Annotated in this window: 26 protein-coding genes; 17 read left to right on the forward strand and 9 right to left on the reverse strand. The window is 60.9% G+C overall.

The window, feature by feature from the left end; genetic code table 11:
• Positions 1-94 precede the first annotated feature (94 nt).
• Positions 95-1,015: a hypothetical protein gene (locus tag AB1286_RS21680; RefSeq protein ID WP_430365309.1), complete on the forward strand. Its 921-nt coding sequence runs from the start codon at positions 95-97 to the stop codon at positions 1,013-1,015.
• A gap of 24 nt (positions 1,016-1,039) precedes the next feature.
• Here AB1286_RS21680 and AB1286_RS21685 read toward each other — a convergent pair whose 3' ends face one another.
• Positions 1,040-2,329 (reverse strand): NRAMP family divalent metal transporter, encoded by a 1,290-nt coding sequence (locus AB1286_RS21685; protein WP_430367277.1) that lies wholly within the window; start codon positions 2,327-2,329, stop codon positions 1,040-1,042.
• Positions 2,330-2,423: 94 nt separating this feature from the next.
• Between AB1286_RS21685 and AB1286_RS21690 the strand changes: the two genes are divergently transcribed.
• The 8 genes from AB1286_RS21690 to AB1286_RS21725 all read left to right on the forward strand — a co-directional run bounded on the left by AB1286_RS21690 (position 2,424) and on the right by AB1286_RS21725 (position 11,612).
• Complete coding sequence (locus tag AB1286_RS21690) at positions 2,424-3,317, forward strand: LysR substrate-binding domain-containing protein (protein WP_430365310.1); 894 nt, start codon at positions 2,424-2,426, stop codon at positions 3,315-3,317.
• A 175-nt stretch (positions 3,318-3,492) separates the two neighbouring features.
• The gene (locus tag AB1286_RS21695; RefSeq protein WP_430365311.1) at positions 3,493-4,848 is read left to right on the forward strand and encodes an MFS transporter; all 1,356 of its coding nucleotides are present in this window, start codon (positions 3,493-3,495) and stop codon (positions 4,846-4,848) included.
• Positions 4,849-4,894: 46 nt separating this feature from the next.
• Positions 4,895-6,235 (forward strand): glucarate dehydratase, encoded by a 1,341-nt coding sequence (gene gudD / locus AB1286_RS21700; RefSeq protein WP_430365312.1) that lies wholly within the window; start codon positions 4,895-4,897, stop codon positions 6,233-6,235.
• 58 nt (positions 6,236-6,293) lie between these two features.
• The gene (gene kdgD / locus AB1286_RS21705) at positions 6,294-7,217 is read left to right on the forward strand and encodes a 5-dehydro-4-deoxyglucarate dehydratase (RefSeq protein ID WP_430365313.1); all 924 of its coding nucleotides are present in this window, start codon (positions 6,294-6,296) and stop codon (positions 7,215-7,217) included.
• Between the two features lie 221 nt (positions 7,218-7,438).
• Positions 7,439-8,143 carry an ABC transporter ATP-binding protein gene (locus tag AB1286_RS21710; RefSeq protein WP_430365314.1) on the forward strand — a complete coding sequence of 235 codons (705 nt, stop codon included), beginning with the start codon at positions 7,439-7,441 and terminating at the stop codon, positions 8,141-8,143.
• A complete protein-coding gene (locus AB1286_RS21715) occupies positions 8,140-9,543 on the forward strand; it encodes an ABC transporter permease (RefSeq protein WP_430365315.1) in 1,404 nt (467 codons plus the stop codon). The genes AB1286_RS21710 and AB1286_RS21715 overlap by 4 nt, the downstream gene beginning before the upstream one ends.
• A 23-nt stretch (positions 9,544-9,566) precedes the next feature.
• The gene (locus AB1286_RS21720) at positions 9,567-10,346 is read left to right on the forward strand and encodes an outer membrane lipoprotein-sorting protein (protein ID WP_430365316.1); all 780 of its coding nucleotides are present in this window, start codon (positions 9,567-9,569) and stop codon (positions 10,344-10,346) included.
• Between the two features lie 3 nt (positions 10,347-10,349).
• Positions 10,350-11,612 (forward strand): hypothetical protein, encoded by a 1,263-nt coding sequence (locus AB1286_RS21725; RefSeq protein WP_430365317.1) that lies wholly within the window; start codon positions 10,350-10,352, stop codon positions 11,610-11,612.
• Here AB1286_RS21725 and AB1286_RS21730 read toward each other — a convergent pair.
• A complete protein-coding gene (locus AB1286_RS21730) occupies positions 11,609-12,460 on the reverse strand; it encodes a class I SAM-dependent methyltransferase (RefSeq protein WP_430365318.1) in 852 nt (283 codons plus the stop codon). The genes AB1286_RS21725 and AB1286_RS21730 overlap by 4 nt on opposite strands.
• Positions 12,461-12,531: 71 nt before the next feature.
• On the opposite strand from AB1286_RS21730, the gene AB1286_RS21735 reads away from it, so the two are divergent.
• The 4 genes from AB1286_RS21735 to AB1286_RS21750 all read left to right on the forward strand — a co-directional run bounded on the left by AB1286_RS21735 (position 12,532) and on the right by AB1286_RS21750 (position 16,304).
• Positions 12,532-12,981: a helix-turn-helix domain-containing protein gene (locus AB1286_RS21735; RefSeq protein WP_430365319.1), complete on the forward strand. Its 450-nt coding sequence runs from the start codon at positions 12,532-12,534 to the stop codon at positions 12,979-12,981.
• Between the two features lie 96 nt (positions 12,982-13,077).
• Complete coding sequence (locus AB1286_RS21740; RefSeq protein WP_430365320.1) at positions 13,078-14,910, forward strand: hypothetical protein; 1,833 nt, start codon at positions 13,078-13,080, stop codon at positions 14,908-14,910.
• 296 nt (positions 14,911-15,206) lie between these two features.
• Entirely contained in the window at positions 15,207-15,893 is a 687-nt protein-coding gene (locus AB1286_RS21745; protein ID WP_430365321.1) for an N-acetylmuramoyl-L-alanine amidase family protein, read from the forward strand.
• Positions 15,894-15,926: 33 nt separating this feature from the next.
• Entirely contained in the window at positions 15,927-16,304 is a 378-nt protein-coding gene (locus AB1286_RS21750; protein ID WP_430365322.1) for a lysozyme inhibitor LprI family protein, read from the forward strand.
• A gap of 50 nt (positions 16,305-16,354) precedes the next feature.
• On the opposite strand, the gene AB1286_RS21755 is transcribed toward AB1286_RS21750, so the two are convergent.
• The gene (locus tag AB1286_RS21755) at positions 16,355-16,798 is read right to left on the reverse strand and encodes a GNAT family N-acetyltransferase (protein ID WP_430365323.1); all 444 of its coding nucleotides are present in this window, start codon (positions 16,796-16,798) and stop codon (positions 16,355-16,357) included.
• Between the two features lie 240 nt (positions 16,799-17,038).
• Between AB1286_RS21755 and AB1286_RS21760 the strand changes: the two genes are divergently transcribed.
• Positions 17,039-18,370 (forward strand): carotenoid oxygenase family protein, encoded by a 1,332-nt coding sequence (locus AB1286_RS21760; protein WP_430365324.1) that lies wholly within the window; start codon positions 17,039-17,041, stop codon positions 18,368-18,370.
• A gap of 67 nt (positions 18,371-18,437) precedes the next feature.
• On the opposite strand, the gene AB1286_RS21765 is transcribed toward AB1286_RS21760, so the two are convergent.
• On the reverse strand, positions 18,438-19,142 hold the full coding sequence (locus tag AB1286_RS21765; protein WP_430365325.1) for an SDR family NAD(P)-dependent oxidoreductase: 705 nt from the start codon (positions 19,140-19,142) through the stop codon (positions 18,438-18,440).
• A 172-nt stretch (positions 19,143-19,314) separates the two neighbouring features.
• Between AB1286_RS21765 and AB1286_RS21770 the strand changes: the two genes are divergently transcribed.
• Positions 19,315-20,244: a LysR family transcriptional regulator gene (locus AB1286_RS21770; RefSeq protein ID WP_430365326.1), complete on the forward strand. Its 930-nt coding sequence runs from the start codon at positions 19,315-19,317 to the stop codon at positions 20,242-20,244.
• 110 nt (positions 20,245-20,354) lie between these two features.
• The gene (locus AB1286_RS21775) at positions 20,355-20,864 is read left to right on the forward strand and encodes a GNAT family N-acetyltransferase (RefSeq protein WP_430365327.1); all 510 of its coding nucleotides are present in this window, start codon (positions 20,355-20,357) and stop codon (positions 20,862-20,864) included.
• Positions 20,865-20,874: 10 nt separating this feature from the next.
• Here the strand turns inward: AB1286_RS21775 and tam are convergent, their stop codons facing one another.
• A complete protein-coding gene (gene tam / locus AB1286_RS21780) occupies positions 20,875-21,654 on the reverse strand; it encodes a trans-aconitate 2-methyltransferase (protein WP_430365328.1) in 780 nt (259 codons plus the stop codon).
• A 134-nt stretch (positions 21,655-21,788) separates the two neighbouring features.
• Here tam and AB1286_RS21785 point away from each other — a divergent pair, with 134 nt between their 5' ends.
• Positions 21,789-22,685, forward strand: coding sequence for a LysR family transcriptional regulator (locus tag AB1286_RS21785; protein ID WP_430367278.1), 897 nt, complete (start codon positions 21,789-21,791; stop codon positions 22,683-22,685).
• A gap of 30 nt (positions 22,686-22,715) precedes the next feature.
• Here AB1286_RS21785 and AB1286_RS21790 read toward each other — a convergent pair whose 3' ends face one another.
• From AB1286_RS21790 to AB1286_RS21805, 4 genes are all read right to left on the reverse strand, one after another.
• Positions 22,716-23,540 carry an OmpW/AlkL family protein gene (locus tag AB1286_RS21790; RefSeq protein ID WP_430367279.1) on the reverse strand — a complete coding sequence of 275 codons (825 nt, stop codon included), beginning with the start codon at positions 23,538-23,540 and terminating at the stop codon, positions 22,716-22,718.
• Between the two features lie 37 nt (positions 23,541-23,577).
• Positions 23,578-24,831: a DUF2957 domain-containing protein gene (locus tag AB1286_RS21795; protein WP_430365329.1), complete on the reverse strand. Its 1,254-nt coding sequence runs from the start codon at positions 24,829-24,831 to the stop codon at positions 23,578-23,580.
• Between the two features lie 134 nt (positions 24,832-24,965).
• A complete protein-coding gene (locus tag AB1286_RS21800) occupies positions 24,966-25,280 on the reverse strand; it encodes a hypothetical protein (RefSeq protein ID WP_430365330.1) in 315 nt (104 codons plus the stop codon).
• Positions 25,281-25,671: 391 nt separating this feature from the next.
• Positions 25,672-26,148 (reverse strand): activator protein, encoded by a 477-nt coding sequence (locus tag AB1286_RS21805; RefSeq protein WP_430365331.1) that lies wholly within the window; start codon positions 26,146-26,148, stop codon positions 25,672-25,674.
• Positions 26,149-26,186 lie beyond the last annotated feature (38 nt).

Consider the following 26,186-nt stretch of genomic DNA (forward strand, 5'->3'; position numbering starts at 1 on the left):
TCGCCTGCTCTATCGTTTGAGACATCGCTGCACATCTATTCACGATCGCCGATCGCCGGTTGCGATCGAGTCTATCCGTTCACAAGAGCCGCCGATGACCGATAGCACACTGAACGCCTATCGTCAGTTGCAGCAGCAGATCGCAGCGGATATCGCCGCGCGTAAGGCCGAGCACAAACGTCAACTGAGCGATGCACGAGGGACGTTCGCCGAGACAGGCGTTAAACCATTGAATCTGCTGGCGGTCGGCGATTCGTGGTTCGACTATCCGGTGCCGTCGCAGGGACACCTTCCCACGGACGTGATCGTTTCGCTCGCGCGGCTCCTCGACCTCGACCCTGCGCCGTTAAAGCTCGCGCATTACGGCGACGCCACGACGACGTTGCTCGGGACGACCAAGCGCGATCGATTGGTCAATACGCTCCAAGAAGACGCGCACGCGCCGTTCGATGCGATCTTGTTTTCCGGCGGCGGCAACGATTTGGTCGGAGATGCGTTTCGGTTTTGGCTGAACGACGCCGCCTCCGTCGCAGGCGATCCCGCGCGGGCCGTCAACGAGGGTGCGCTGAGCGAGATCATGAGCATCGTGAAGCGGGCCTATGTGGATTTGATCGACGTGCGCAATCGGTACGCTCCACACGCCTACCTCTTTCTCCATCAATACGATTTCGTTACCCCGACAGACACCTCAGTGTGCGATCGACTCGTCGGGCCGTGGCTTTATCCTTCCTTCGCCGATAGGGGATGGACGACGTTCGAAGTCGATCGTCGGTTTTTCAAAGAAGGGCGGGCGATCGTAGCAAGGATTCTTCGACGCTTCGCCGCGATGTTAGTCGAACTCTTAGCCATGCCCGGGGCCGACAACATTGTGATCGTCGACACCCAAGGCACCTTGAATCCCGATACGGATTGGGCCAACGAACTGCATCCCACACACGATGGGTTTGCAAAGATCGCGGAGAAGTTTCGGCAGGCGTTGCAATCCGTCTTTAAAGATCGGGTTGCTCGACACTAACGCGCGCTGCCGGCCCTCGGCATTTCAGCCAGGCAGGAACACGCCGACCGCCGCGATCGCCATTCCGATCGTGGCGATCCATCCGCCCCAGGCCAACGGTCCTTTAATGGCGAACTCGCCCATGATGCGCCGGCTATGCGCCATCAGCATGATGACCGCCATGATCGGGACCGCGGTCACGCCGTTGATGACCGCGCTCCAGTACAGCGCGCGGATCGGGTCGAAGTGCATGAATGTGATGGCTACCCCGCCGACGATCGACAGTGCGATGACGGCATAAAATTCGCGGGCGAGCGCCAAATGCAAGGACAAACTACTACGCCAACGGAAGCTGCCCGCGGCGGCATAAGCGGCCGAGCCGGCTAGCACGGGCAGCGCGAGCAGGCCCGTGCCGATGATGCCCAAAGCGAACAAGACATAGGCGAATCGACCGGCGATCGGTTCGAGGGCACGGGCGGCATCTGCGGATGTCTTCACGTCGACGTGATGCGCGTGAAGTGTGGCGGCCGCCGTCAATACAATGAAAAACGCAATGACGTTCGACACGCCCATGCCGACCCACGTATCGAAGCTGATCCGTCGCAGTTGCTCCGGTGCTTGATGCGGTACGCGCAGCAGCGGCTTTTGTCCGGGCACCGACTTCATTTCCTCCACTTCCTGCGACGCTTGCCAAAAGAATAGATAAGGGCTGATCGTAGTGCCGAGCACGGCGACGATCGTCGTCAGGTAATCGGACTTCAGTGAAAAGCTAGGCATGACGATCGCATGACCAACCTCCGCCCATCGTATCGGCGAAATGAGTGCGACGGCCACGTAGGCTAAGAGCGTGAGCGCGATCCACTTCAAGAGGCGCGCATACCGGTCATACGGCACGAAAATTTGAAGGCTCACCGAGAGCCCGCCCAACACGACGACGTTCAGTTGCTGCGGCGTGCCCACGAGCAATTGCGCCGAAGCCCCCATGGCCGAGAGGTCGGCTGCGATGTTGATGACGTTCGCGACGATCAGCAACAGCACGGCGCTATAGAGCAGCCATGGGGGATAATGCGCGCGCATGTTCGAGGCGAGGCCCTTGCCCGTCACGCGGCCGATCGTGGCGCTGACGAGCTGAATCGCCGCCATCAACGGATAGGTCAGCAGCAAGGTCCACAGTAGATTGAACCCGAACTGGGCGCCCGCTTGCGAATAAGTTCCGATGCCGGACGGATCGTCGTCCGCCGCGCCGGTAATCAAGCCTGGACCCAGCCGGCGGATCCATGAGCGCTCGACCGGGTCGAGGACGGTGCTTTCGGGTTCTTTAATGGGGTCGTCGATCACGGTTGCCTCCGCAAACGTATCGACAACCGCAAGTATCGGACCACCTGTGTCAAGCTAGTCCTTTCGGATCCCACTCGTTAGGCGTCCTACCATGTTCGAGATCAGTCAAATTCGATGTTTCGTCGCGGTCGCCGAGGAACTGCATTTCAGCCGCGCCGCCGAGCGGCTGAACATGACGCAGCCCCCGCTCAGCCGGCAAATTCGTCTGCTCGAACACCAGATCGGCACGCCCTTGTTGGACCGCACGAGTCGTACGGTCCGGCTGACCGCGGCGGGCCGCTCGTTTTTTCAGGAGGCCGCGCGCATTCTTCGTCTCGCGGAAGAGGCCGCCTATACGGCACGCCGCGTCGCCAAAGGAGAGACCGGATTTTTTTCGATCGGCTTTACGGCGGCGTCCGGTTATGGCCTCTTGCCAAAAGTTGTACGCCTCGTGCGCGAGCATTGCCCCGGTGTCGCGCTCACGCTGAAAGAGTGGGTTAGTCGCGACCAGCTCAATGCGCTGGCCTCGGGGCAACTCGATCTTGGATTGCTGCGGCCGCACGTGGATAGCCACGAATTGGAAACGGCTGTCCTGAGCAAAGAGGGCCTCGTGCTCGCCATCCCCGAGGCGCAGGCCGGCGATTGGCCCGAACATCCCGTCGCGGCCGACTTACATGGCCGGGCCTTGCTCATGTATTCGCCTTACGAAGCCGACTATTTTTACCGGCTGACGCGGGCTATTTTCGACCGGGCTGGCGTCGTGCCGACGATCGTCGAGCACGTTGCGCAAATTCATACGATGCTCGCGCTCGTGCATGCCGGTATCGGCGTGGCGCTGATTCCCGAGGCGGCGACGCGGCTGCATTTCGAAGGCGTCGTGCTGCGGCGGATCGAAACGGATCCGGCTAGACCCGTCGAAACGATCGGCGTATCTAGGCGCGATAACGATAACCCTGTCCTTTCCATCGTGAAGTCGCGCATCCTTCCCTTGCTGGCGGATGCATAGCTGCCGGGTGCGATCCGCTTTGCCATCGTTGAATCCGCAGAATCGATTCAAGAATTGAATCGGTCGAGTCAGTTGTTGATTTGATCCTGAATCGGTCTCCTCACACAATCCAACGCATAACGAGTTCGCCGTTGTTCGTTGCGATGCAGCGAAAGCGGCGATGGAGGAGACGGAGATGGAACAGATACACGCGCCCGGTGTACCGGTTGCAGCGAAGCTCGCCTCTCGCACGCGTTGGGGCATCCTCGCGATGCTTTTCATCGTGACGTCGGTCAATTACGCGGACCGGGCGACGATCTCGATCGCGGGTCCCGCGATTCGGAAGGCAATGGGTTTAACGCCGGTCGAAATGGGCTACATCTTTTCCGCTTTCGCGTGGTCGTATGTGATCGCGCAAGTGCCGGGCGGCTGGTTGTTGGATCGGTTCGGCTCGCGGATGACCTATTTTTTCAGCCTGTTGCTTTGGTCGATCTTTACGTTGTTTCAGGGCGGGGTCGGGTTTCTGACGGGCGGGGCCGCCGTCGCCGCGCTGATTTTGCTGCGGCTCGCGGTGGGGGCTGCCGAGGCGCCATCGTTCCCGGGCAATAGCCGTATCGCCGCTGCGTGGTTTCCGTCGCAAGAACGGGGCATGGCCGCCGCAATCTTCAATTCGGCGCAATACTTCGCGACCGTTCTCTTCGCGCCGATCATGGGCTGGCTCGTGCATCGGTACGGGTGGCAAAGCGCGTTCGTCTTCATGGGCGCGGTGGGGGTGGCCTGCGCCGCCGTTTGGCTGCGTGTCGTGCATGGACCGAAGCAGCATCCGCAGATCAGCCAAAGCGAGCTGAGGTACTTGGAGGAAGGCGGCGCGCTCGTTGCGCTCGATGCCAGCCGGGGAGCGGCCAATCCCAAGGAGGTCGATACGTGGACGTGCGTCAAGGAGTTGCTGGCCAACCGCATGCTGCTCGGCATCTATATCGGCCAATACTGCATCACCACGCTGACCTATTTCTTTCTGACGTGGTTCCCCGTCTACCTGGTGCAGCAGCGCGGCATGACGATCCTGAAGGCCGGTTTCGTCGCCTCGTTGCCCGCGATATGCGGGTTCCTCGGCGGGATCGTCGGCGGCTGGCTCTCAGATCGGATGTCGAAGTCGGGTTTCTCGTTGTCCGTCTCGCGCAAGACGCCCATTGTCGTCGGCATGTTGATGTCGATGAGTATGGTCGCTTGTAGTTACATCGAAGCGAACGTATTGGTCGTGATCGTCATGTCGCTGGCGTTTTTCGGTAAAGGCGTCGGAGCGCTCGGCTGGGCCGTGGTGTCGGACACCTCGCCGCGCGAAGCGGCTGGCCTCTCCGGCGGCCTGTTCAACACGTTCGGAAACATGGCAGGCATTACCACGCCGATCGCCATCGGCTACATCGTTCAAGCGACAGGCTCGTTCGCGGGCGCGCTCGTGTTCGTCAGCGCGAACGCGGCGATGGCGGTCGTGAGCTACGTATTCATCGTCGGCGAAATCAAACGCGTGCGCCTGGCCGGCTCGCTACGCTAAGGGCGCAGACCGTGCTTGCCGATCTTTACTTTCTGCGGAGCTTTAGATGAATTCAATTTCCTCCGGTACGCCGGTGGTCACCGAGATGCGGGTCGTCCCCGTCGCGGGCCAAGACAGCATGCTGCTCAATCTGAGCGGCGCGCATGGCCCTTGGTTCACGAGAAACGTCGTGCTGTTGCGCGACAGCGCGGGCCGCATCGGTCTCGGCGAAGTGCCGGGAGGCGAGTCGATCCGTAAGACACTTGAAGATGCTCGCGCGCTCGTGCAAGGACAGCCGATCGGCAAATACAACGAGGTGCTCAATTCGATGCACACGGCGTTTGCCGAGCGCGATTCGGGCGGTCGCGGCTTGCAGACTTTCGACCTGCGAACGACGATCCATGCGGTGACGGCGGTCGAATCCGCCATGCTCGATCTGCTCGGGCAGTTGCTCGAGGTTCCCGTCGCGGCGCTCTTGGGGTCGGGGCAGCAGCGCGATTCGGTCGAGATGCTGGGTTACTTGTTCTATATCGGCGATCGGCGCAAGACGCCGCTCGCTTACCGCGCGCAGTCCAACACAGACGACGCTTGGTCGAGTCTGCGCGACGAACCCGCGCTTACGCCCGACGCCATCGTGCGCCTGGCCGAGGCGGCGCGAGCCCGCTATGGCTTCAACGACTTCAAGCTAAAGGGCGGCGTGCTGAGCGGCGATGCGGAAATGGAAGCGATTGTCGCTTTGCATGAGCACTTTCCCGATGCTCGCATCACGCTCGATCCGAACGGCGCGTGGTCGCTGGCCGAAGCGGTGCGGCTGTGCCGAGATAAACATGCGGTACTGGCTTATGCCGAAGACCCATGCGGCGCGGAAAACGGGTATTCGGGGCGGGAGGTGATGGCGGAGTTCCGCCGGGCGACAGGGTTGCCGACGGCGACGAACATGATCGCGACCGACTGGCGTCAGATGGCTCATTCGATCCAATTGCAATCGGTGGACATCCCGCTCGCCGACCCGCACTTTTGGACGATGCAGGGATCGGTTCGCGTGGCGCAGCTCTGCCAGATGTTCGGGCTCACGTGGGGATCGCACTCGAACAATCACTTCGATATTTCGCTGGCGATGTTTACGCAGGTCGGGGCGGCTGCGCCCGGCAAGGTGACTGCGATCGACACGCACTGGATTTGGCAGGACGGGCAGCGCTTAACCCGCGAACCGCTGAAGATCGAAGGCGGCAAGATCGCGGTGCCGCGCGCGCCGGGCCTGGGCATCGAGATCGATATGGACGAGCTCGAAAAAGCGCATGCGCTGTACAACAAGCATGGCCTCGGATCGCGTGACGACGCCGTGGCCATGCAATACCTGATTCCGAATTGGACATTCGACAACAAGCGTCCGTGCCTTGTCCGTTGAGGGATGCCACCGCAGAACGCGCCTATCGACGAATTTTTCGAAAACCTAGACTAAGACTATGACCACGACCACACCGCAAGAACTAAAGGCCATCATTTCCGAAGGACTCCTATCTTTCCCCGTGACCGATTTCGACGCCGACGGCGAGTTTCGCGCGGACACCTATGCGGCTCGTCTCGAATGGCTCGCGCCCTACGGCGCGACCGCGCTATTCGCGGCGGGCGGTACCGGCGAGTTCTTTTCGCTGACGACCGGCGAGTACTCGAACGTCATTCGAACGGCCACGCAGACGTGCCGAGGCAAGGTGCCGATTCTGGCCGGCGCCGGCGGCCCGACGCGCGTGGCGATCGAATATGCGCAGGAAGCGCAGCGCAATGGCGCGCAGGGGATCTTGTTGATGCCGCATTACCTGACCGAAGCTTCGCAAGAGGGGATCGCCGCGCATGTCGAGCAGGTCTGTAAAGCCGTGCCGAAGATGGGCGTGATCGTCTATAACCGCGCGAATTCGAAACTGACTGCCGACATGCTCGAGCGGTTGGCGGACCGATGCGAAAACCTGATCGGCTTCAAGGACGGCGTGGGCGAAATCGAAGCGATGGTGACGATCCGCCGCCGGCTGGGCGAGCGCTTTGCCTATCTCGGCGGACTGCCTACCGCGGAAGTCTATGCCGCGGCCTATAAGGCGCTCGGCGTGCCCGTCTATTCGTCGGCCGTCTTCAACTTTATTCCGAAGACGGCGATGACGTTCTATCGCGCGATCGCCTCCGGAGACGACGCAACCACGGGCCGCCTGCTCGACGAATTCTTTTTACCGTACCTGAAGATTCGCAATCGCCGCGCGGGCTATGCCGTCAGTATCGTCAAGGCGGGGGCGCGGCTCGTCGGACGCGATGCGGGTCCGGTTCGGGCGCCGCTGACCGATCTGACGGACGAGGAGCTGGCGCAACTGGACGCGCTCATCCAACGGCTCGGGCCGCAGTGACCCAAACCGCAATTTGCTCGCGTCCTGCACGCTCATCGTAAGCTGGCTCTTCACGCAGGCCGGCCGCGTGCTTAGTCAGCCTTAGCGCCGTTGCTCCGGTCGCCGTTCGTCGGGGCGCCAAGCGCTTCGTCGGCGCTCGGCTCCATTCGTCGCAAGCTGGCGTCATAGGCGTGAGAACGGCACACAGTGCACCCATCGACAATCGATAACGAGGGGTGCCTGTGATAGCGGCGAATTTCCATCATGTGACGAGGCGGTACGGTATCGGCGAAACGGCCGTAGCCGCCGTGAGCGATGTTTCCGCGGACATTGTGTCCGGACGGTTCACCGTACTCTCCGGCCCTTCGGGCAGCGGCAAGACCACGATGCTGAACTTGCTCGGCGCGATCGACCATCCGACGAGCGGGAGCGTCGTCGTAGCCGGGCAGCGGCTGGAGACGCTAAGAGGCAACGCGCTTTCGGATTTTCGAGCGCGTCATATCGGATTCGTTTTTCAAGCGTTCAATTTGATTCCCGTTTTGAGCGCCTATGAGAACGTCGAGTATCCGCTGACGCTGCTCGGCGTTTCCAAGGAACGGCGGCATGCCGACGTATTGGATTTGCTCGATGCCGTGGGCGTCGCGCAGCATGCGCATCGCAAGCCGGGCGAGCTCTCCGGCGGCCAGCAGCAGCGCGTGGCCATCGCCCGTGCCCTGGCGAGTCGTCCCGCGCTCGTGTTGGCGGACGAGCCTACGGCGAACCTCGATAGCGCGACCGGCGCGGCCATCATCGCGTTGATGCGCGAGATACAGCGCTCACGCGCGACTTCATTCGTCTTTTCCTCGCACGACCCGCAGTTGCTCGAGTCGGCCGACGATGTCATTCACATTCGCGATGGACGCGTCGTATCCGTCGAACGCAACGTCTCGCCGGAGGTGGTGCTGTGAACACGTGGATTCTCGCTTGGCGCAATTTGCTGCGCAATCGGCGCCGGTCGTCGACGACCTTGCTGGCGATGGTGATCGGCTTGACGGCCGTGTTGCTGTTCGGCGGCTATGCACGCAACATCAACTATGGCCTGCAAACGAGCTACGTACGCTACGGCGGTCATTTGCAAATTCAACGCCGCGACTATTTTCTGTATGGCAGCGGCGATCCGGTGTCGTACGGCATAGCGGACTACATGCGCATCGTCGAAGCCGTGCGCGCGGATCCGATGCTGCGCTCGATCGTGACAGTCGTCACGCCGGTGCTCGCGGTCAACGGCATCGCCGGCAATTTTGCAGCGGGGGCGTCGCGCACGGTGTTCGGCAGCGGCATCGTCGTGGATGAACAGAGCAAGATGCGCCGCTGGGACGACTACGGTTTTCCGAATCGATCCGGACCGCTCGCGCTGGCGGGCACACCTGCAAACGCGGTAGTGATCGGTACCGGGGTTGCGCGGGTGCTCCACCTATGCGCCGCGTTGCGCGTGCCGCAATGTCGCGACCGGTCCGCGAAGCAGGATCGCTCGACGCAGGCCGCGACGCCGGACGACCTGGCACAACTGGCATCGGCCGAATCGCGTTCGTCGCGCGATAAGACGGCAAACGGATCGCAGGCACACATCCAACTGCTTACGTCGAATGCGTATGGGGCGCCGAACGTTGCCGATCTCGACGTAATTGCGGCTCAGATGCAGGGTGTGAAAGCGCTGGACGACATGTATATCCAATTGCATCTCGCGCAAGCGCAGCGCCTCGTGTATGGCGGCGGTGAACCGAGGGTGACGTCGATCGTAGTGCAGTTGCGCCATACGGCGGATATCGGTCGCGCCCGGGCCAGGCTGCTTTCGGTCTTGCATGGACTGCCTAAAGGCGATGCGCTCGACGTGCTCGACTTCGCCACGCTGAATCCGCAATACGGTCAGGTCACCGGCATGTTCAACGCGGTGTTCGGTTTCATTGCCGTCTTGTTCGCCACCGTCGTGATGTTTACGGTCGGCAATACGATGAACATGGCGATCACCGAGCGTACGCGCGAAATCGGCACCTTGCGCGCGATGGGATTGCGCGATGGGGGCATTCGCAGGCTATTCGTGTGCGAGGGCTTTCTGCTGGGGCTTTGCGGTGCGGCGTTCGGGACCTCACTAGCGCTTGTCGTCGCATTCGCGATCAATCGTGCGGGATTGACATGGGTGCCGCCAGGGCAGACCGAGGGCGTCGCATTGACGGTCCGCGTTTGGGGCGAAGCCGCCATGATCGGCCGACACGCTTTAGGCATCGTTTTCGTGGCGACGGCTTCGGCTTGGCTACCGGCACGACGCTCGTCGCGCATGCCTATCGTCGACGCGCTGCGTTTCTCCTGACTTCTTCGCTCATCGGGGTACTTATGGCTCAATACGTGCCATCGCGCTGGCTCGCCGGCCTCTTGCTCGGCGTGACGATAAGCGCGTACGCGGCGCCCAATGCGCAGCAATTGCTCGAGGCGAGCGATGCGATGCGCAATCCGGACAAATCGTTCAGCTTGACCACGACGCTGATCGATTTTCACGGGGGGCGGCAAACCGATCAGGATGTCCTGACGGTTTACTCGAAGATCGACCCGGATAGCGGACAGTATCGCAGTCTGATCCGGTTCGATTCGCCTGCTCGCGACGCCGGCAAATTACTCTTTAAGAACGGGTTGGATTTATGGTTTTACGATCCTTCGAGTCAAGCAAGCGTGCGAATTTCGCCTCAGCAACGGCTGCTCGGGCAGGCGGCCAACGGTGATGTCGTAACGGTCAATTGGGCGCATGACTACATGGCGTCGTTCGCGGGCGAGCAAGATATTACGGACGGCGACCGCCAAACGAAACATTGCTATGAGCTGGCACTGGTGGCGCGTTCCGCGCAGGCCACCTATCACTCCATCGACTTATGGCTCGACGTCGCCACACACCGCCCTGTGAAGGCGCGGTTTCACGCGGAAAGCGGCACGGTGCTGAAGGTGTCGTATTTCCGGCGTTTCGAACAGCAGCTTGGCGCGGTGCGGCCGACCGAGATCGTCATCATCGATGGCCTCGAACCCGACTGGGTGACCGTGATGCGCTATTCGAACTATGCCTGGAAGGCGATACCCGAAGCATGGTTGCAGCGCGATTACCTCGCTCGCTTTAGTCCCGAGTGAGCGATGCGAATCACTTCGGCGATGGCGGTGCTCGCGGCGGGCATCGTTTCGGTCGCGCCGGCCGAAGCGTCAGGCGATGCCGATCTCGACGCATTGACGCTGGCCGACCAAGCCCGCGCCACGGACTCCGCGCCGAGCCGTTGGCACGGCGCGTTCGAGTTCGCGGCGGCAAACTACGATGCGGCGGCTCAAATGCCGGGCACGCGGGGGAACGACACGATACGAGCGGCTTCTTCGCTTTCGTACGATGGGGCCGTGTTCGATGGGTGGCGCGCGGTTCTATCGAACCGTATCGATACCGGCTGGCGACGCGCGGACGGAACCGTGCAAGCGATCGATACGCTGAAGCAGGCGTACGTCAGCTGGCAACCGGCGCCATCGATGCTGCTGGACGCCGGTCGGATCAACCTGCGCGAGGGCGTGGCATCGGGTTTCAACGCTACCGATTTTTTCAAGGCGGACGCGCTTCGGTCGATCGTATCGATCGATCCGGCGAGCCTTCGCGAGAACCGGTTGGGCACCGTCATGCTGCGGGCCGAAACGCTATGGGCCGGCGGTTCGCTGAGCGCGCTCGTATCGCCCCGGTTGGCGGACCGAGCGACCGACGCCGCGATGAGCCCAGACTTTGGGGCGACGAATCGGCAGTGGCGCTATCTGATCGGCGGCACGCAACGTCTTTTCGACGGCTTTTCGCCGCAATGGCTGATATATGGCGGCGCGGACATATCGCCGCAAATCGGCATGAACGCCACGGCGCTATTGGACGACGCAACCGTGGTCTTCGTCGAATATGCGGGAGGCAGGGGCAAGGCGCTCGCCGACGGACCCGCGGCGAGCGAACGCTTTCATTCGCGTTTTTCGACCGGTGCGACGCGGACGTTTCCCGGTAAGGTGTCCGTCACGCTCGAATACGACTACGACGGCCTCAGTGCGAATCGATCGACCTGGGATGCGTTGCGTCGCGATCCGGTGCGCTACGGTGCGTATCGGGAAGCGGTGAGTCGAACACAAGAATTGACGACGCGCCAATCGATCTTCGCCTACGCGACCTGGGAAGACGCGATCGTTCGACATCTCGACACGACATTGATGGGGCGATACGACCTCGTCGATCATAGTGCGTTCACCTGGGTCGAAGCTCGCTATCATTGGCCTCGCACGGATGTTGCCGTCCAATGGCAAGCGGATCATGGCGGCGCGCATAGTGCATATGGCGCCGCGGTCCAGACCAATGTTCTTCAGGCCATCGTCACGTTCTACTTTTAAGTTCGGACGGCGCCTGCTCGAGCGCTCACTACCCAACAAGCGGCCGTAAAACGAACCTCGTCATCATGGACGTAGGATTCGAAGCCCGCGCGAACGGCTTCGACTACACGCTTGCGCGTTGGCTCATCGACCTCCCGGAGTGCTGCGCCGACGGGGCCGAGCCTGTCGAGATACAGGTCCAATTGGCTTTCGGGCATCGAACAGACCATATCGGCAGATCGGATTTCGATCTCGGTCCATCCGCTTTGACTCAGCACCTCTTCGACGCGAAGCGGATCGGCGAACGCGAACTGCCCGGGACCGTCGAGGCTCCGGGCGGGCATGTTCGGGAGTAGCGGAGCGGCTATCCGTTCGGCTGTGGTCATGAACGGGTTTTCCGCGGCGCAGCGCCATGCGATGAAATGCAGTCGTCCGCCCTCGCGCGTGGCTCGTCTAATGTTTCGAAACGCTTCGATGGGTTCGGGAAAGAACATGACGCCGAAGCGGGAGACAACCGTATCGAAGCTGTCGGGGGCGAACGCGTAGGTTTGTGCGTCGGCGCATACGAAGGACACCGGCAGATCTTCTCGCGCCGCTTGCGATCGAGCCGCCTCCATCATCTGCGACGAAATGTCGATTCCCGTGCAACGCCTGGCCGAATCCGCACGCGCGATGGCGAGCGTAGTGCCGCCGGTGCCGCAACCGACGTCGAGCACCCGCTCGCAGCGGCTCGCCGACAACGCTTGCATCAGCGCGTCCGCGGCCGGCTTGAGCAGCCGGTCCAACAACGATTGCATATCGACCCAAGCCTGGCCGGCCGGGCCGTTCCATATCTTTGCTTGTTCGCTGAGCTGCGACTTGTCATTCATGATTGCCCTCGATTGTGTTCGCAAAAAGTACGTTGCACTATACAAGTTCAAGTCAACTTGAGGTCAAGTTCGTGAACGATTTAGACATTGCGGAAGTGGCGCGCCGCTCGGGCGTTCCCGCATCGACACTACGGTTCTACGAGGAAAGAGGACTCATCGCGTCGATCGGCAGGCGCGGCTTGCGCCGCACGTTCGAGGCGTCGGTATTGGACCGGCTGGCTTTGATTGCATTGGGTCGCAGCGCCGGCTTCTCGCTAGAGGAGATCATCCGGACGTTCACGTTCGATAACCGCCCTGAAATCGATCGGCAAATGCTCGTAGCTAAAGCGGATGAATTGGACAGAACGATACGTCGACTCATTGCCATGCGGGACGGCTTGCGGCATGCCGCTGCATGCTCGTCGCCTAACCATATGGATTGCCCTCGCTTTCGGCGGTATTTGCGCGCGGCCGCCTCGGGTGCGATGGCACCGCACGAACCGTCGGTTCGAAAAGTAGTTGGAAGACGAACCAAGCGATAAAGCTTCGCAAATTTCGTCACGGGTTCACAGGAGGTCGTTGGTATGTTTGCCATCGGTTCACTATCGGTCGCTCTGTTCCACCTCGAGACCATAGTCATGAAAACAGATAATGTGAGTTCGCCTTCCGATCTCGACGAAGTGCCGACCCCTCATAACGAATCCGCTCAAACCACGGAAACCCCTCAGTCGTCCACCATGCCCAAGCTGCACGAGTTCATGCCGATGCCCGCTAGCCGCAGGGGCTCGGTGAGCGAGGCGGACAGCCGGATGGTAAACCTGAGGGCCAAGCTCAATCCCATCACGACGACCTTTCAAGAAATTCGTAGGACCGATGCGTCGGAGCCGATATCGACGACCGAGGGCATCGTGCTGACCGAAGGGCAAAAGGAAGCGCTGACGAACGGTCGTTTGTTCGAGGCCGGCGTGAGCATGTCGATCCTCGATCACCCGGGCGATGTCGGCAAGACATTCGACCAATATGGTCACAGCTTGAATAAGGTCCTCGGAAAGCTACTGACGTCGGAGGAAGCCGGCGGCGCTATGGTGCATTTCAACGGTGCTCAAAAGCCGCTGCGCGACGTGCTGCAAGCGACCATGTTTTCCCAAATGAGCGCAACGTGCGATCAAATCGGCCGTATGCCGGAGCAGGGCGATGTAAAGGAATGGCTGCAAAAGAAGCTATCGAACGACATGGTCGACGACAGCACGGGGCAGTATAAAGACAACCACAATTTCAAGGACCTGCTGACGAAAGTCAAGGCAACCGCGGCTTTCGGGACGACGGTTTGGCAGTTGCTCAACGTGGGGGACGCCACGAAGCGGCAAGTCAATGAGGCCGCGCTCAAACAATTGCTCGAGCCGGTGGGCCAGCCGATCGCCGATTCGCTCGGCGAACGATTCGACGAATTCAAGAAAACGATGCGCACCGAGCGGTTCGACGACGGCACGAGTCGCATGCGATCGGAGCGGCCCCCGCTTTCGCCGAACGGCTCGACGAAGATCGACGTGCACTATGAATCGGCGGCGACGTACGGATTGGGCTTCGGCTACGTCGCGGTAAGAGCGAAAAACGAAGCGGACCAGCCTCAGCTAGATAAAAGCTTGAACGCCGATCGCAGTACGAATCCGCCGACTTACACCGGCATCAATGCCGCCCGCCGGGAAGGCGCGCCGATCGAGTCGGGCGCGTCCAACATGCCCGAGCGTCCGTTCATGATGAGCCGCGAGGAGATCAATCCGAGCAAAGCCGTGATGAACGTGTACAAGGATCTCAAGTTCAAATCGGCTGACGGTAGCGAAAAGCCGTTTCTGGAGGCGCTGGCCGAGCATCACTTCCCCCATGGCGCGGGCGTCAATCGATGGCAGCCCGTCGGCACGTTCGCCGTCGAATCGAATTTACGGGGCTTGCCGTCGGCCGGATCGCAGTCGGGCGGCACGTGCGACATCTTGCTGGGTCTGAACTTACTGAGCGAAAAGCCGCTATACGGCAATCACAGCGTCGTGGAGCCGGCTACGCTCGGTATCGCCGCGTTCATGAACTTCGGTGGGTATCACACGTTCGGAGAGACGGTGGCGGTCGGGATGGCGATGGCCAACGGCGACGACGAATTCAATCCTACCTCGGGTACGAAATTCATCGCTGCGGCAGATCTCGACAAAACGCTCGAAAAATCCGCTCCGATGAGTGCCGCGATCGAAAGCGGTACGGTGGATAAAGCCGAACTCGAGGCGAATTTCTTCGGCGACGTCAGTACCAATGTGATGCACGAGAACTTGTACGAGCGGGTATCGAATATGGCTGCCTTCTATACGAATGTGCCGGATACCGTACATTCGCTGCGGGAGGCTTATGCCACAGCGAACGAGGGCATTAAGAGCAGACACCCCAACTTGGAATTGGACGCTCCGATCAAGACGGTTCGGGAGTAAGCGGTACCGGTCTTGACACAAGGCGGGCTCGTCACGCTTGTGCTTGCAGCCGCGCGTTACGCGCGGCTGCAAAGCGCTCGCTTCGAGCCGAGCTGCTTTCTTCGAACCCCTCCGCTTCCCGCCTTGTACCCTTATCAATTAGAATGCGCTTCGCTGTAATGCCGTGCCTAGGGCAAGCCGGTGAACGATTAAAGAGATCCATCGTTTTTGGGATTTCGGTGAAACGAAAGTGGGCACATGCGCGGCGGTAGCGCCGGCAAGAACAGCACCTTTAAACTTCGCGCTCAATTTTTCCGATGTCGAAACGTTCGGTTATCCGTCTTCTTTCGTTCCTGCTTGGATTAGTGAGCGTCGCTACCTGCCAGGCGGCATGGGTGGTCGTCGATGCGGGGCATACGCCTGCGCATCCCGGCGCCACGGGGGCAAGCGGCCGCGTCGAGCACCTCTACAATCTCGATCTCAGTAAAGCCGTGACGGACGACCTCCAAGCGTCCGGCGTTCGCGTGACGCGAACGGGTGCCGATGCGCGCGATATCGCGCTGGCCGATCGTCCTAATGCCGCCCCGAACGCCGACTTGTTCGTTTCCATTCATCACGATTCGATGCAACAAGCTTGGATCGATGCCGGCCGGCGCAGCGAATTCAAGGGCTATGCGATTTTCGTCTCCGAACTCAACCCGCACTACGAGCAAAGTCTGGCTTGCGCGAAAGCGATAGGCGAACGCTTGCTTGCGGCGGGAGAAACGCCGTCGCTCTATCACGCGACACCGATCAAGGGGGAAAACCGCCCGCTGATCGATCGGCGCTTGGGTATCCATCGATTCGACGATTTGGTCGTTCTAAAGACGGCGCCGATGCCGGCGGTGTTGGTTGAAGCCGGCGTCATCGTCAATCCCGACGAGGAACGGCGACTAGCCGAACCCGCCACGATCGCCAAACTGGCCGGGGCCATTTCGAAAGGCGTGATGGATTGCCGCGATTGATTAGGTTTTTGTGACGATGAAAAAGGAAAAACAATGAAGAAACTTGCCGTTGCGCTTTGTGCCGCATTCATTCCCTTCGCCGCGCACGCCGCCGGTTGTGCCAAGCCGCGTAATGCCTTCGACCAAGTTTATTGCTCGAGCAATATCTTTTCGCAGGCCGATCGCGATTTGAATCAGCAATACTCGCGTTTGCGGACGCATCTGAATCCCAAGCAGCAAACGTCGCTCAAGACCGGTCAGCTCGCTTGGCTCAAGCAACGCGACCAGCAATGCAGCGAAGAAAAGGATAACGGCTACTTCGTCAATCTCGATTGCGCCGTGGATATGACGCAGCAGCGCCTCGCATTCCTGCAAGAGCGCGAGCGCGAATGCAATAGCACGGGTTGCGTCGACGACAAGCTCGGCCAGTAAAGAACCCTCTGCCGGGTGCGATGCGGTCGCGTCGCACCCGTCGCACGGTCTTAAAGGGCGCCAGGCGCCTTGACGTAGTAGATGTCCCACTGCGTCTCTTCAACTTTGACGAAGCCATGCCGCTGATAGAAGCGGTTGGAATCGCTGTCTCGTAGCGCCCCCACTCTGACCGGCATCGACTGCGCGTTTGCATCGGCAAAGACCGATTCGAGTACAGCCGCGCCGATTCCTTTTCCCTGATAGCCGGGCACGATATAGAGGTGTTCGAGCGCCATGTGCCCGTCCGTCGGCTGGACCTGAACGAAGCCTGCGCGCTGGCCGTCCGCCAAAATGAATCGGCAATGGGCAGGCTCGAAGCCGTTCAAAAAGCGCTCCCGCGCGCGTTCGGGATCGAAGCGGCCGATGCGTTCCAGACTGTCACGCATCGCGTCGATGCGCATTTGAACGAGCGCATCGGCATCGCTTTGTGTCGTCTGTCCCAACTCGATTTTCATTGAACGCCTCCTTTTGCAACCGCACCGGTTTGATGCGCCTGCGCGCGGACCAAGACTTGGCAGAGTATGGCAGGCGCGAGCGCCCATGCAAGCTTGGCGGCGAACACGGCCGATGGCCGGTGAGCGAAAGCGTCAATTTATACCCGGGTGATATTGACATTAATTTCACCCGGGTATAAATTGGCGCGGCTCGTCACAGAGCATCGTCTCCAACCTGCTTGTATCTGAACTCAAATTGCTATGACAACCATCGATCTAAACGCCGGCGCGCTCGCACCGGTTGCCAACGAAGTCGAGCATCTCGCGCTACGCGTGACCGGAACATTGCCGGACGATCTCGACGGCATGCTCGTGCGCAACGGCCCGAACCCTTTGACGGGGCGCTTCGAGGGTGAGGGCATACTGTCCTGGTGGCCCGAGGCCGCGATGTTGCACGGGGTTTCGTTCGAAAGCGGTGCGGCCATCGCCTATCGCAACAAATGGTTGCGTACACAACGATGGGCGCGCGTGCATGAGCCGCAATCGGCGTCGTCGCTGCCAGATACCAATCCGAACGTCAACGTGATTCGGCATGCCGACGAAACGCTCGCGCTTGCCGAGGGCGGTTTGCCGCTTGCGATCTCGCCGGCGCTCGAGACGATCGGCCAGCCGAGTCGCCATCCGTTCGCCGCGACCGGCATGACGGCCCATCCGAAGATCGACCAGGACACCGGCGAACTTGTGATGTTTCACGCGGATTGGAAGCCTCCGTTCCTGCGTTACGGCGTGGCCGATGCCGAGGGCGCGACGCGCGTCGATATCGAAATTGCGCTCGAGCGGCCGTCCATGATTCATGACATCGCGATCACGCAAACTCACAGCATCGTGCTCGATTTGAACGTGGGTTATGACTTTTCGATGTTGAAGCGTGGGCACCGTATGCCGCTTAGGTGGGACGAAGGGCGCCGCGCTAGGCTCGGAGTCGTTCCGCGCCATGGTGGCGAGGTTCGCTGGTTCGACGTATCCCCGTGCTTTATCCAGCACGTCGTCAATGCTTACGACGAAGCGGGGACGACCATCGTGCTCGATGCCGTTCGGTATCCGTGGTTTTTGCGGCTGACGCCAAGCGGCGATGCGTTCGAGGAAAATCCGCTGGGGACGCTGTACCGGTATCGGATCGATCTGGCCTCGGGACATGTGCAAGAGCAGACGGTCGACGCTTTGGGTATCGAACTGCCCCGAATCAACGAGCGAATGACAGGCCGGCCCTATCGCTACTTTTATGCGGTAGAGCAGCCTAGTCCGGTCGAAATGCGCGGCATCGTTCGATATGACTGGCAAAGCGGGAGCTACGAACGCTATGCATTGCCGCCGGGCGATCAAAACAGCGAGCCGATTTTCGTGGCGCGCCGCGGGGCGCAAACGGAAGACGACGGCTGGCTGCTCAGTTGCGTCTACCGGCAGGCGACGGCAACCAGCGACGTCGTCGTGCTCGATGCGCAAGACATCGCCGCCGGTCCCGTTGCCACCGTGCATTTGCCCGTCCGGGTTCCGGCCGGCTTCCATGGTCAGTGGCTGCCGAGCCGGGGTTAAGACGAAGCGGGTGGCAGCGGTACCGAAAATGAATGACGCTCGGGCATGCGTCTCCTTGCCGAAACTTTCACCAGGGAACGACGCGCCCGAGGTAATCGACATAATGCAGGCCGGTGCGGCCGGCGTGCGCTTCGATCGTATCGACCAAGTTGGGAATGCTTTCTTCCACGCTCAATCGCGCTTCGGGCCCACCCATGTCGGTTCGCACCCAGCCTGGCGCCAACAGGAGCAGCGTGCGACCGTCGCCGGCATGGCGTGCGGCATAGCTGCGCATGAACGTGTTAAGCGCGGCTTTGCTGCCGCGGTAAACCTCGTAATTGCCGTTGACGTTGTTCGTCACGCTGCCTTGGCCGGACGACATCACCGCGATCGTTCCGCTGCGATCGACGAGATCTTGGAAGCGCTCGACCACGCGCATCGGACTCAACGAATTGGTCACCATGACACGCACGAACTCGTCGGTAGACACGTCCGCGATGGTCTCTCGATCGTCGTTCTTGACGCCGGCATTGACCAAAAGTAGATCGAGCCGGCGATCGTCCAAGCGTTCGCGTAACGCAATGACTTGATCGACATCGGTGATATCGACCGTCTCCAGTTCGAGCGCCCCTGAGCTCTTGTCGGCGAGCTGCCGCAGTTTCGACATAGAGTTCGCGCGCCCGGTCGCAATGACGTGCCAGCCGCGCTCGAGATATTGCTCGGCGATCGCATAGCCCAGACCGCGTGATGCGCCGATGAGAAGAATGGTTTTTTGAGGAGAGGTGACCGTCATGGATAGCTCCTTGCAGACGAAACGATAGCGCCCGATGTCGCGTCGATCGCGATTCGGTTTGGACTTCGGTCAAGCAATATAACGAGAACGAGGCCGCGCCGGAATGCGCGCCGCGTGCACTAGTCACTTGCATGAGACGCCTTCTCTCAATGGCCCGTGCTAGGATCGGCGCATGCCCGATCCCGATTTGAACCTCCTTATCGCACTGGATGCGTTGCTTGCCGCAGGCAGTGTCGCCGGCGCGGCGCGCCGATTGGGATTGAGTCCGTCTGCTATGAGCCGGACGCTCATCCGGCTTCGAGCCGCAACGGGCGATCCGTTGTTGGTCCGCGCCGGGCGGCGCATGGTACTTACGCCGCACGCCGAGGCAATTCGTGCGCGCACCCGCGATGCGCTCGACGATGTGCGTGCCGTATTGAGTTCCGCCCGAGAGCAGGTCGATCTAGCGACATTGCAGCGCACGTTTACGATTCGCGCCAACGACGGCTTCGTCGAAGCGTTCGCCTCGCTGTTGATCGCCGAGGCATCGGCGGCCGCGCCGAACGTGCTGTTGCGGTTCGCACCCAAGCCTGAAAAAACGGCGACGCATTTGCGCGACGGCTCCGCCGATCTAGAGATCGGCGTCTTGGGGCAAATGGGTCCCGAAGTGCGGCTTCAAGCATTATTCCGCGATCGTTTCGTCGGCGTCGTGCGTTCGGGCCACCCGCTTCAAACCGATGCCCGCATCAGTGCGGCGCGATATGCCGCCTTCGGCCATGTCGTCGCGGCGCGGCATGGGAATCCGAACGGGCCTGTCGATGAGGCATTGGCCGCGCAGGGCCTAGCGCGCAAGATCGCTGCCGTGGTGCCGAGCTTTGCTGCCGCGCTCGCGGTGGCCAGGACCTCCGATCTCGTCGCGCTCGTGCCTGCCTCGTGCCTCGCACAGGCACGCGAATCGGGCGAAGGCTCTGCACGGGATGGGGTTCACGTTTTCGATCTTCCGATCGCGACGGATTCGATCACGGTCTCCCAGATGTGGCACCCGCGTTTAGAACGCGACCCGGGACACCGTTGGCTCAGGCAGTTAGTCCTTTCGGTTTGCCGCCGTCATTTTCCGCTTTAATCTTCAAATACTGGGTAAGGCGATTGGTTTGCGGCGATCGTGATAAGGTTTCGCGATCGGCATATCAATCGTTTCACGTTCTCGAACCTTTCGAATAAGGCTGCCCGGTAATGGAAGACATAACGATACGGCGAAGTACCGACACGGATATCGAAGCATTGACGCAGCTATACGAGGACGTCGATGTGTACGGGCAGACTTTGCAATTGCCGTTTCCGTCGCTCGCCGCTTGGAAAAAACGACTGAGCGAAGCGCCGCCGAGCGTCTATCACTTGGTTGCCGAGATCGACGGTGAGGTCGTGGGATCCGTCGTCGTCGAACCTTCGGCGAACGTTCGTCGCAGGCATGTTGGCACGATCGCGATCGCGGTGAAGGGCGGGCGTCAAGGGCAGGGGATCGGTAATAGGTTGCTCGGAAGCGTGATCAATTTGGCCGACAACTGGATGAATCTCTTGCGGCTCGAGCTTACCGTCTTCGTCGATAACGAGGCGGCTATCGCCCTGTACAAGAAGCACGGCTTCTTGTTCGAGGGCGAATTGGTCAACTATGCGTATCGAAACGGTCGATACGTGAATGCCTTTCAGATGGGGCGGATCAAGCCCGAGGCCAAGAACGTTTGAGCGCGCCGCGTCACTTGCGCGTCGCCACGATGAACAGGCGCGGGAACGGCAACAGAACCGTGCCGTCGTCCAAGGCCGGATAGCCGAGCGCCACGGCATCGCGATAGCGGGCGAGGAACGCATCGCGCTCGCTGTCGTCCAGCGCCGCGAGGAACGGCCGCAAGGCGCTGCCCTTGAACCACTCGACGACCGCGTCGGCACCGCCGCGCAGCGGGTGATAGTAGGTCGTTCGCCACACGTCGATACGCGAGCAGAGCGGCGACAGCAGCGTGTAGTAGTAGCGCGCGTCGAAGCGTTGGGTGCGCGCGGCGCCTTTCAATTTGTTTGCCCAGGGGCCATCGGCTGCGATCTCGCGCATGAGCCGATGTGCGGGCTCTTCGAGATTGTCGGGCATTTGTACGGCCAAGTGTCCGCCCGGCGCCAACTTGCCGACGATCTTCGGAAATAGCGTGTCGTGCGCCGGTACCCACTGCAATACCGCATTCGACAGAATCAAGTCGTACGAGCCCGGCTCATCCCATTGCGTGATGTCGACGATGTCGAAGCGAATGTTGGGAAGGCGCTTGCGGGCCGCCTCGATCATGTCTGCCGATGCGTCGAGCCCGCGTATCGCAGCCGCCGGCGCACGCGCGGCCAGCGCCTCGGTAGAGTTGCCCGGGCCGCATCCCAAATCGATGACGGTATTGAGCGGCGTTTGCGGCACCGCTGCGAGCAGATCTCTTACGGGGCGAGTGCGTTCGTCTTCGAATTGCACATATTGCTTAGCGTATTGATCGAGCGAGTTCGTCACGGTATGGCTCCTGGTCCGGTTTGACGGCAAGACTCGCCCGAAGGGGGACATCCGCCGCCGTCGATGAACCCATTGTGCGATTTCGCTCGCCATCAGTAAAATGAATTTAATGTTTGGATTGATTCATTTTTATGATGAAGATCGATACGCTGGGTGTGCAAGCGTTTGTCGCCATCGCCGACGGCGGCAGCTTCAGGCAGGCGGCCGATGCGCTGCACGTGACGCAAACGGCGATAACGCAGCGGCTGCGCAAGCTCGAGACTTATCTCGGCGTGGTGCTCGTCGAGCGTACGACGCGCCGTACGACGCTGACGGAAATCGGGCGGCGATTTTTGCCGCAGGCGCGGAGGTTGTTGAACGAGTTATCCGACGCACTGACCGAAATCCGGGAGACCGGTCTCAGTCAGCGCGGCGACGTCTCGATCGCTTGCGTGCCGACCGTGGGCGTGCAGTATCTGCCGCGCATCTTGCGCGATTTCTCCGTGCGCAGGCCGCACGATCGCGTGAAGATTCTCGATCACGCATCGGAATCGGTGCTTCAAGCGGTGCTCCGGCGCGAGGTCGAGTTCGGCATCGGAATCGCCGGCGATCGGCATCCCGAGTTGATGGACGTACCGCTCGCGATCGACCCCTACGTGCTGATATGCCGTGACGATCATCCGCTGTCGAAACGACGGCGCGTCCGTTGGGAGGCCCTGCGCGATTACCCGTTGATTTTCGCGGGAGAGATGAGCGGCAACCGAGGCTTGCTGGACGGTGCGTTAAAAAATGGCGGGGTGGCGCTGCATTCGTTTTACGAAGTGCAGCGCAGCTCGACTGCGCTGGGCCTCGTTGCGCAAGGCCTTGGCGCCGCGGTGGTGCCGAAGCTGGCGATTCAAAAGAATGCGTATCCGATGGTGCGCACGATCGAACTGGTCGAGCCTTCGGTCTCGCGCACGCTCGTCCTCGTCACGCGCAAACGCGCCCAGCTCTCGCCTGCGGCGCGGGCGCTCTACGACATGCTGATGGAACAAGCCGGCTCGACGCGCTGAGGAGCAGGCGCGCCGAGCGATCGGATGGCGTCAGAAGCGATACGAGAGGGCCAGAAACGTAATGATCGGATCGGCCTTGAGTTTCGCTTTGCTGACGGCGAGCAACGTGCCGTCGGCGGCTTTGATGTCGGTTTCCGCATAGGTTTTCAGCGGCATATAGGAAACCGATGCGTTGATCTGCCAATGCTTCGTGATCGCGTAGCTGGCCCCGATGTTGAAGATCGGCGTCCACGACGACGACGACTTCGCCGAGATGCTTGTCGGGCCCGGTTTGCCGGCCCCGGCGGCAAGAATGCTGCCGAGGTTTTCGTTGAGCGACTCCGAAAAATACGGGTTCAAGCGGAACGAATTGAACCAGGAGTAGGTGATACCGACGCCAACGAACGGCCGAAATTTCGCCTCCGCGTTGTTGAAGAAATATTGCAACATCGCGCCGGCCGTCCATTGGCGCACTTTGCCCACGAGCGGGTTGTTCGACGGGGCGCTCAGGTTCTCCTGGCCGAGCGCACCGCCGGGCCCCGGCGGTTGAATGACGCCGAAGCCGCCGATGTGAAACTCGGGCGGCACACCGCCCAACGTCGTCAGCGCGATGTGATCGGTAAAGAAATGGCTGAACGTTAAGCCAAGCGTGTTGGCATTGCTGACGGTCAACCCCGTTCCCGCCGACGTAAATGACGACGGCAACCCGAGCGGCCCGTTGATCGGCATCGGTGCCACGTGTGTCGTCAGCGGATCGCTCGAGTATTGCGGCGCGATGTGAAACCAACCGAGCGACAGTACGTTATCGCCGGCCTGCTGCGCATACGCGCCAGTCGACACGCAAGCCGCGACGAGCGGCGCGAATAGTTTCCTCATCCCCATATCTGCGTTCCTAGGCCTTGTTCGTTATCGGTCACTGGACGAATGCGCTCACGGCGAAATACGGTGCGCTCGGATCCGATGTATCGAGGTATCCGATCGTGCCGCCCGTGAAGATCATCTTTCCGGTCGGTGTCGTTCCGGCTGCGCCTTTCGTCGTCGTCACCAGCCCGGAGAGCGTCTGCGTGTAGTCGAGATTGAGGGCGGTTGCGAGGGAGGCCTGCGATGCATTGAACGGATCGAGCATCGTCGCCTGCGCATTCATCAATGCCGTGGTGCGATAGGCGAAGTTGCTGTCGACGCCGATGTATTCGCCGTTTTGCGAGCCGGCCAGCACGCTGGTTTGCGGCGCGAGCATGGCGATGCCGGATTCGTCGTCGGCTAGCGGCGTGGCCGGAGGCGAGCCCGGCGGCGAAACGATCGAAGGATTGGCGGCGCCTACGCGGATCAGAATCGGCACCAGTTGGCCCTTGAGCTTACCGACGATCAGTACGCCTTGCGCTTGCGGGCCGTTGACCGCTTGCGTTGGCGTGACCTGGCCCGTGAAGTGATCGGTTTCGAACGTCGGCGAATCGGTGCGGGCCACGAAGTTCGTCCCCGGTTGCCGGCATTGCCCCGCGTAAATCCCGCTGTTGTCGCATTCGGTGAAACTGCCGTTGGCGTTGATCGTGACGGACGCATCGACGGCGACGGGCGCGAAGCTTTGCGACGGTACCTTGTGGTAGCCGAGCATCGAATACTTGCCGGCAATGTCGGCGAGATTCGTCGATGTTTGCGCGAACGAGATGAACGGGTAGTACGGGAACGTCGTGTCGGGCACGACGCCGACGCCCGCCACGCCCGCAAATTGAATCTCGGCGCCCGGGATCGTACCGCCTAGCACGCCTTCGCCGAGGAACACGCGCGCAGGACGCGTCGGATCGAGGCTCGCGTTATTGAGGCGGAACGCGCACTGATTGAGCTTGGTGGTGGGCAGCAGCGTTTCTTGCGTCAGCGTGCCCGAGAACACGTTGTTGGGTGCCGTTGCGCGCGTGGGCAACACGGTGCCTTTGGTCACGGGAACGGGCGACGCCAAGTAGGCGATCTTGTACGTCATCGCCGTCGTATCGAGTTGCACTTGAACGAGCTCGCCGGAACCTGAGCCGCCCGTGAACACGGTGCTGTAATCGATCGTTTGCGGGCATAGCCGGGTCACGACCGGAGCGGGCGGATCGCCGCCGCCGCTGCCACCACAGGCGGAGAGAACAAAGGCGGCCAGCGCCATCGAGAACAGACTACGCCAAATCATGAGGAGTCCCGAATGAAAGATTCTTGGAGGAAGCCGGTACTTGAACGGCACCCGGTAAGACGCCTGCCGGCGCGAATCATTGCGCCGGTCACCGGTGTGCTCAATACCGCGGCAAATCAACTTTAGTTAGAGGATCAGTGGACTGTTATGTACGGTGTCATCGTAAGCGTGCCGGATACCGTGCATCCGCCCGACAGGGCTTGATCTGTAAGACCGACGATCGATTCTTTTAGTGTCGAGTTTTCCGTGAGGCTGGCGATCATGATGCTCGGGCCGCAGTTGCCCGAGGTCGTATCGACGGCCACGCCGCCGAACAGAAGCTTGGTGGACGTCCAGACTTGGCCCCACCACGGTAGCGCCGCCGGCGTAATGAGGGAACACAGGCTATTGCCCGTGAACTTGACCGACGAGATCTTGATCCCTCCGGGGGACCCGATATTGCCAACCATCGTTGTGGCGCAACTCACCGCGATGCCCGACTTCGTTAGGGTGGTGGAGCCAGTCAAAGTAATCGGGCCGATCGGAGAAACCGACGCCGCATTAGCCAAGGCCGAAGTGGCAACGAGCAACGCTAACGCCGCTCGTATGGGATGGAGCTCGAACCTGTTCATCTCGCGAACCTCTCATTAAGTTAAAGGCCCAATATCACTGCTCTCGGTTGGTCCTATCGGTTGCCCTTTGAAGCGTGACCGTACGCATTGCACGAACGCACAAGTCGCGACAAGCTGGTCCGGCAGGCCGGAGCCGCTCATGTTCAATGCAAACAGCTGAATTTCGCGCGCCCGCTCCTCGTGAGGCGGGCGCGTTCCAAGCCGCGGCGCTTTAGCCGCGGTTAGCGGATTACTTGATCGTCAAATACGGCGTCGTCGTGAGCGAGCCGGAGACGGTGCAGCCGCCCGAGAGGGATTGATTCGAGAGGCCGATGATCGTTTCTTTTAGAGTCGAGTTCTCGGTGATGCTCGCGCTGACGGTGCTCGGACCGCAGTTGCCCAAGGCCGTATCGACAGCCACGCCGCTCAGCGAGAGGCTGGTCGTCGACGAGACTTGCCCGGACCACGGCAACGACGTCGGCGTGACGAGCGAACAGAGGCTGTTGCCCGTGAACTTGGCCGACGTGATGCTGATGCCGCCGGCCGCCGTAACGCTACCGGCCATCGTCGCCGTGCAGCTAATGGCGATGCCCGACTTCGTCAGCGTGGTGGAGCCCGTCAAACTGATCGGGCCGGCCGGAGAAACCGTCACTGCATATGCCGATGCCGAAGCTGCAAGGAATAACGCCAATGCCGCACCTACGGGGATGAGCTTGAAACTCTTCATGTTGAGAACCTCACATTAGGTTAAAGGCAAGATGTGAT

Source organism: Trinickia sp. NRRL B-1857, from assembly GCF_050470685.1.
GTDB lineage: Bacteria > Pseudomonadota > Gammaproteobacteria > Burkholderiales > Burkholderiaceae > Trinickia.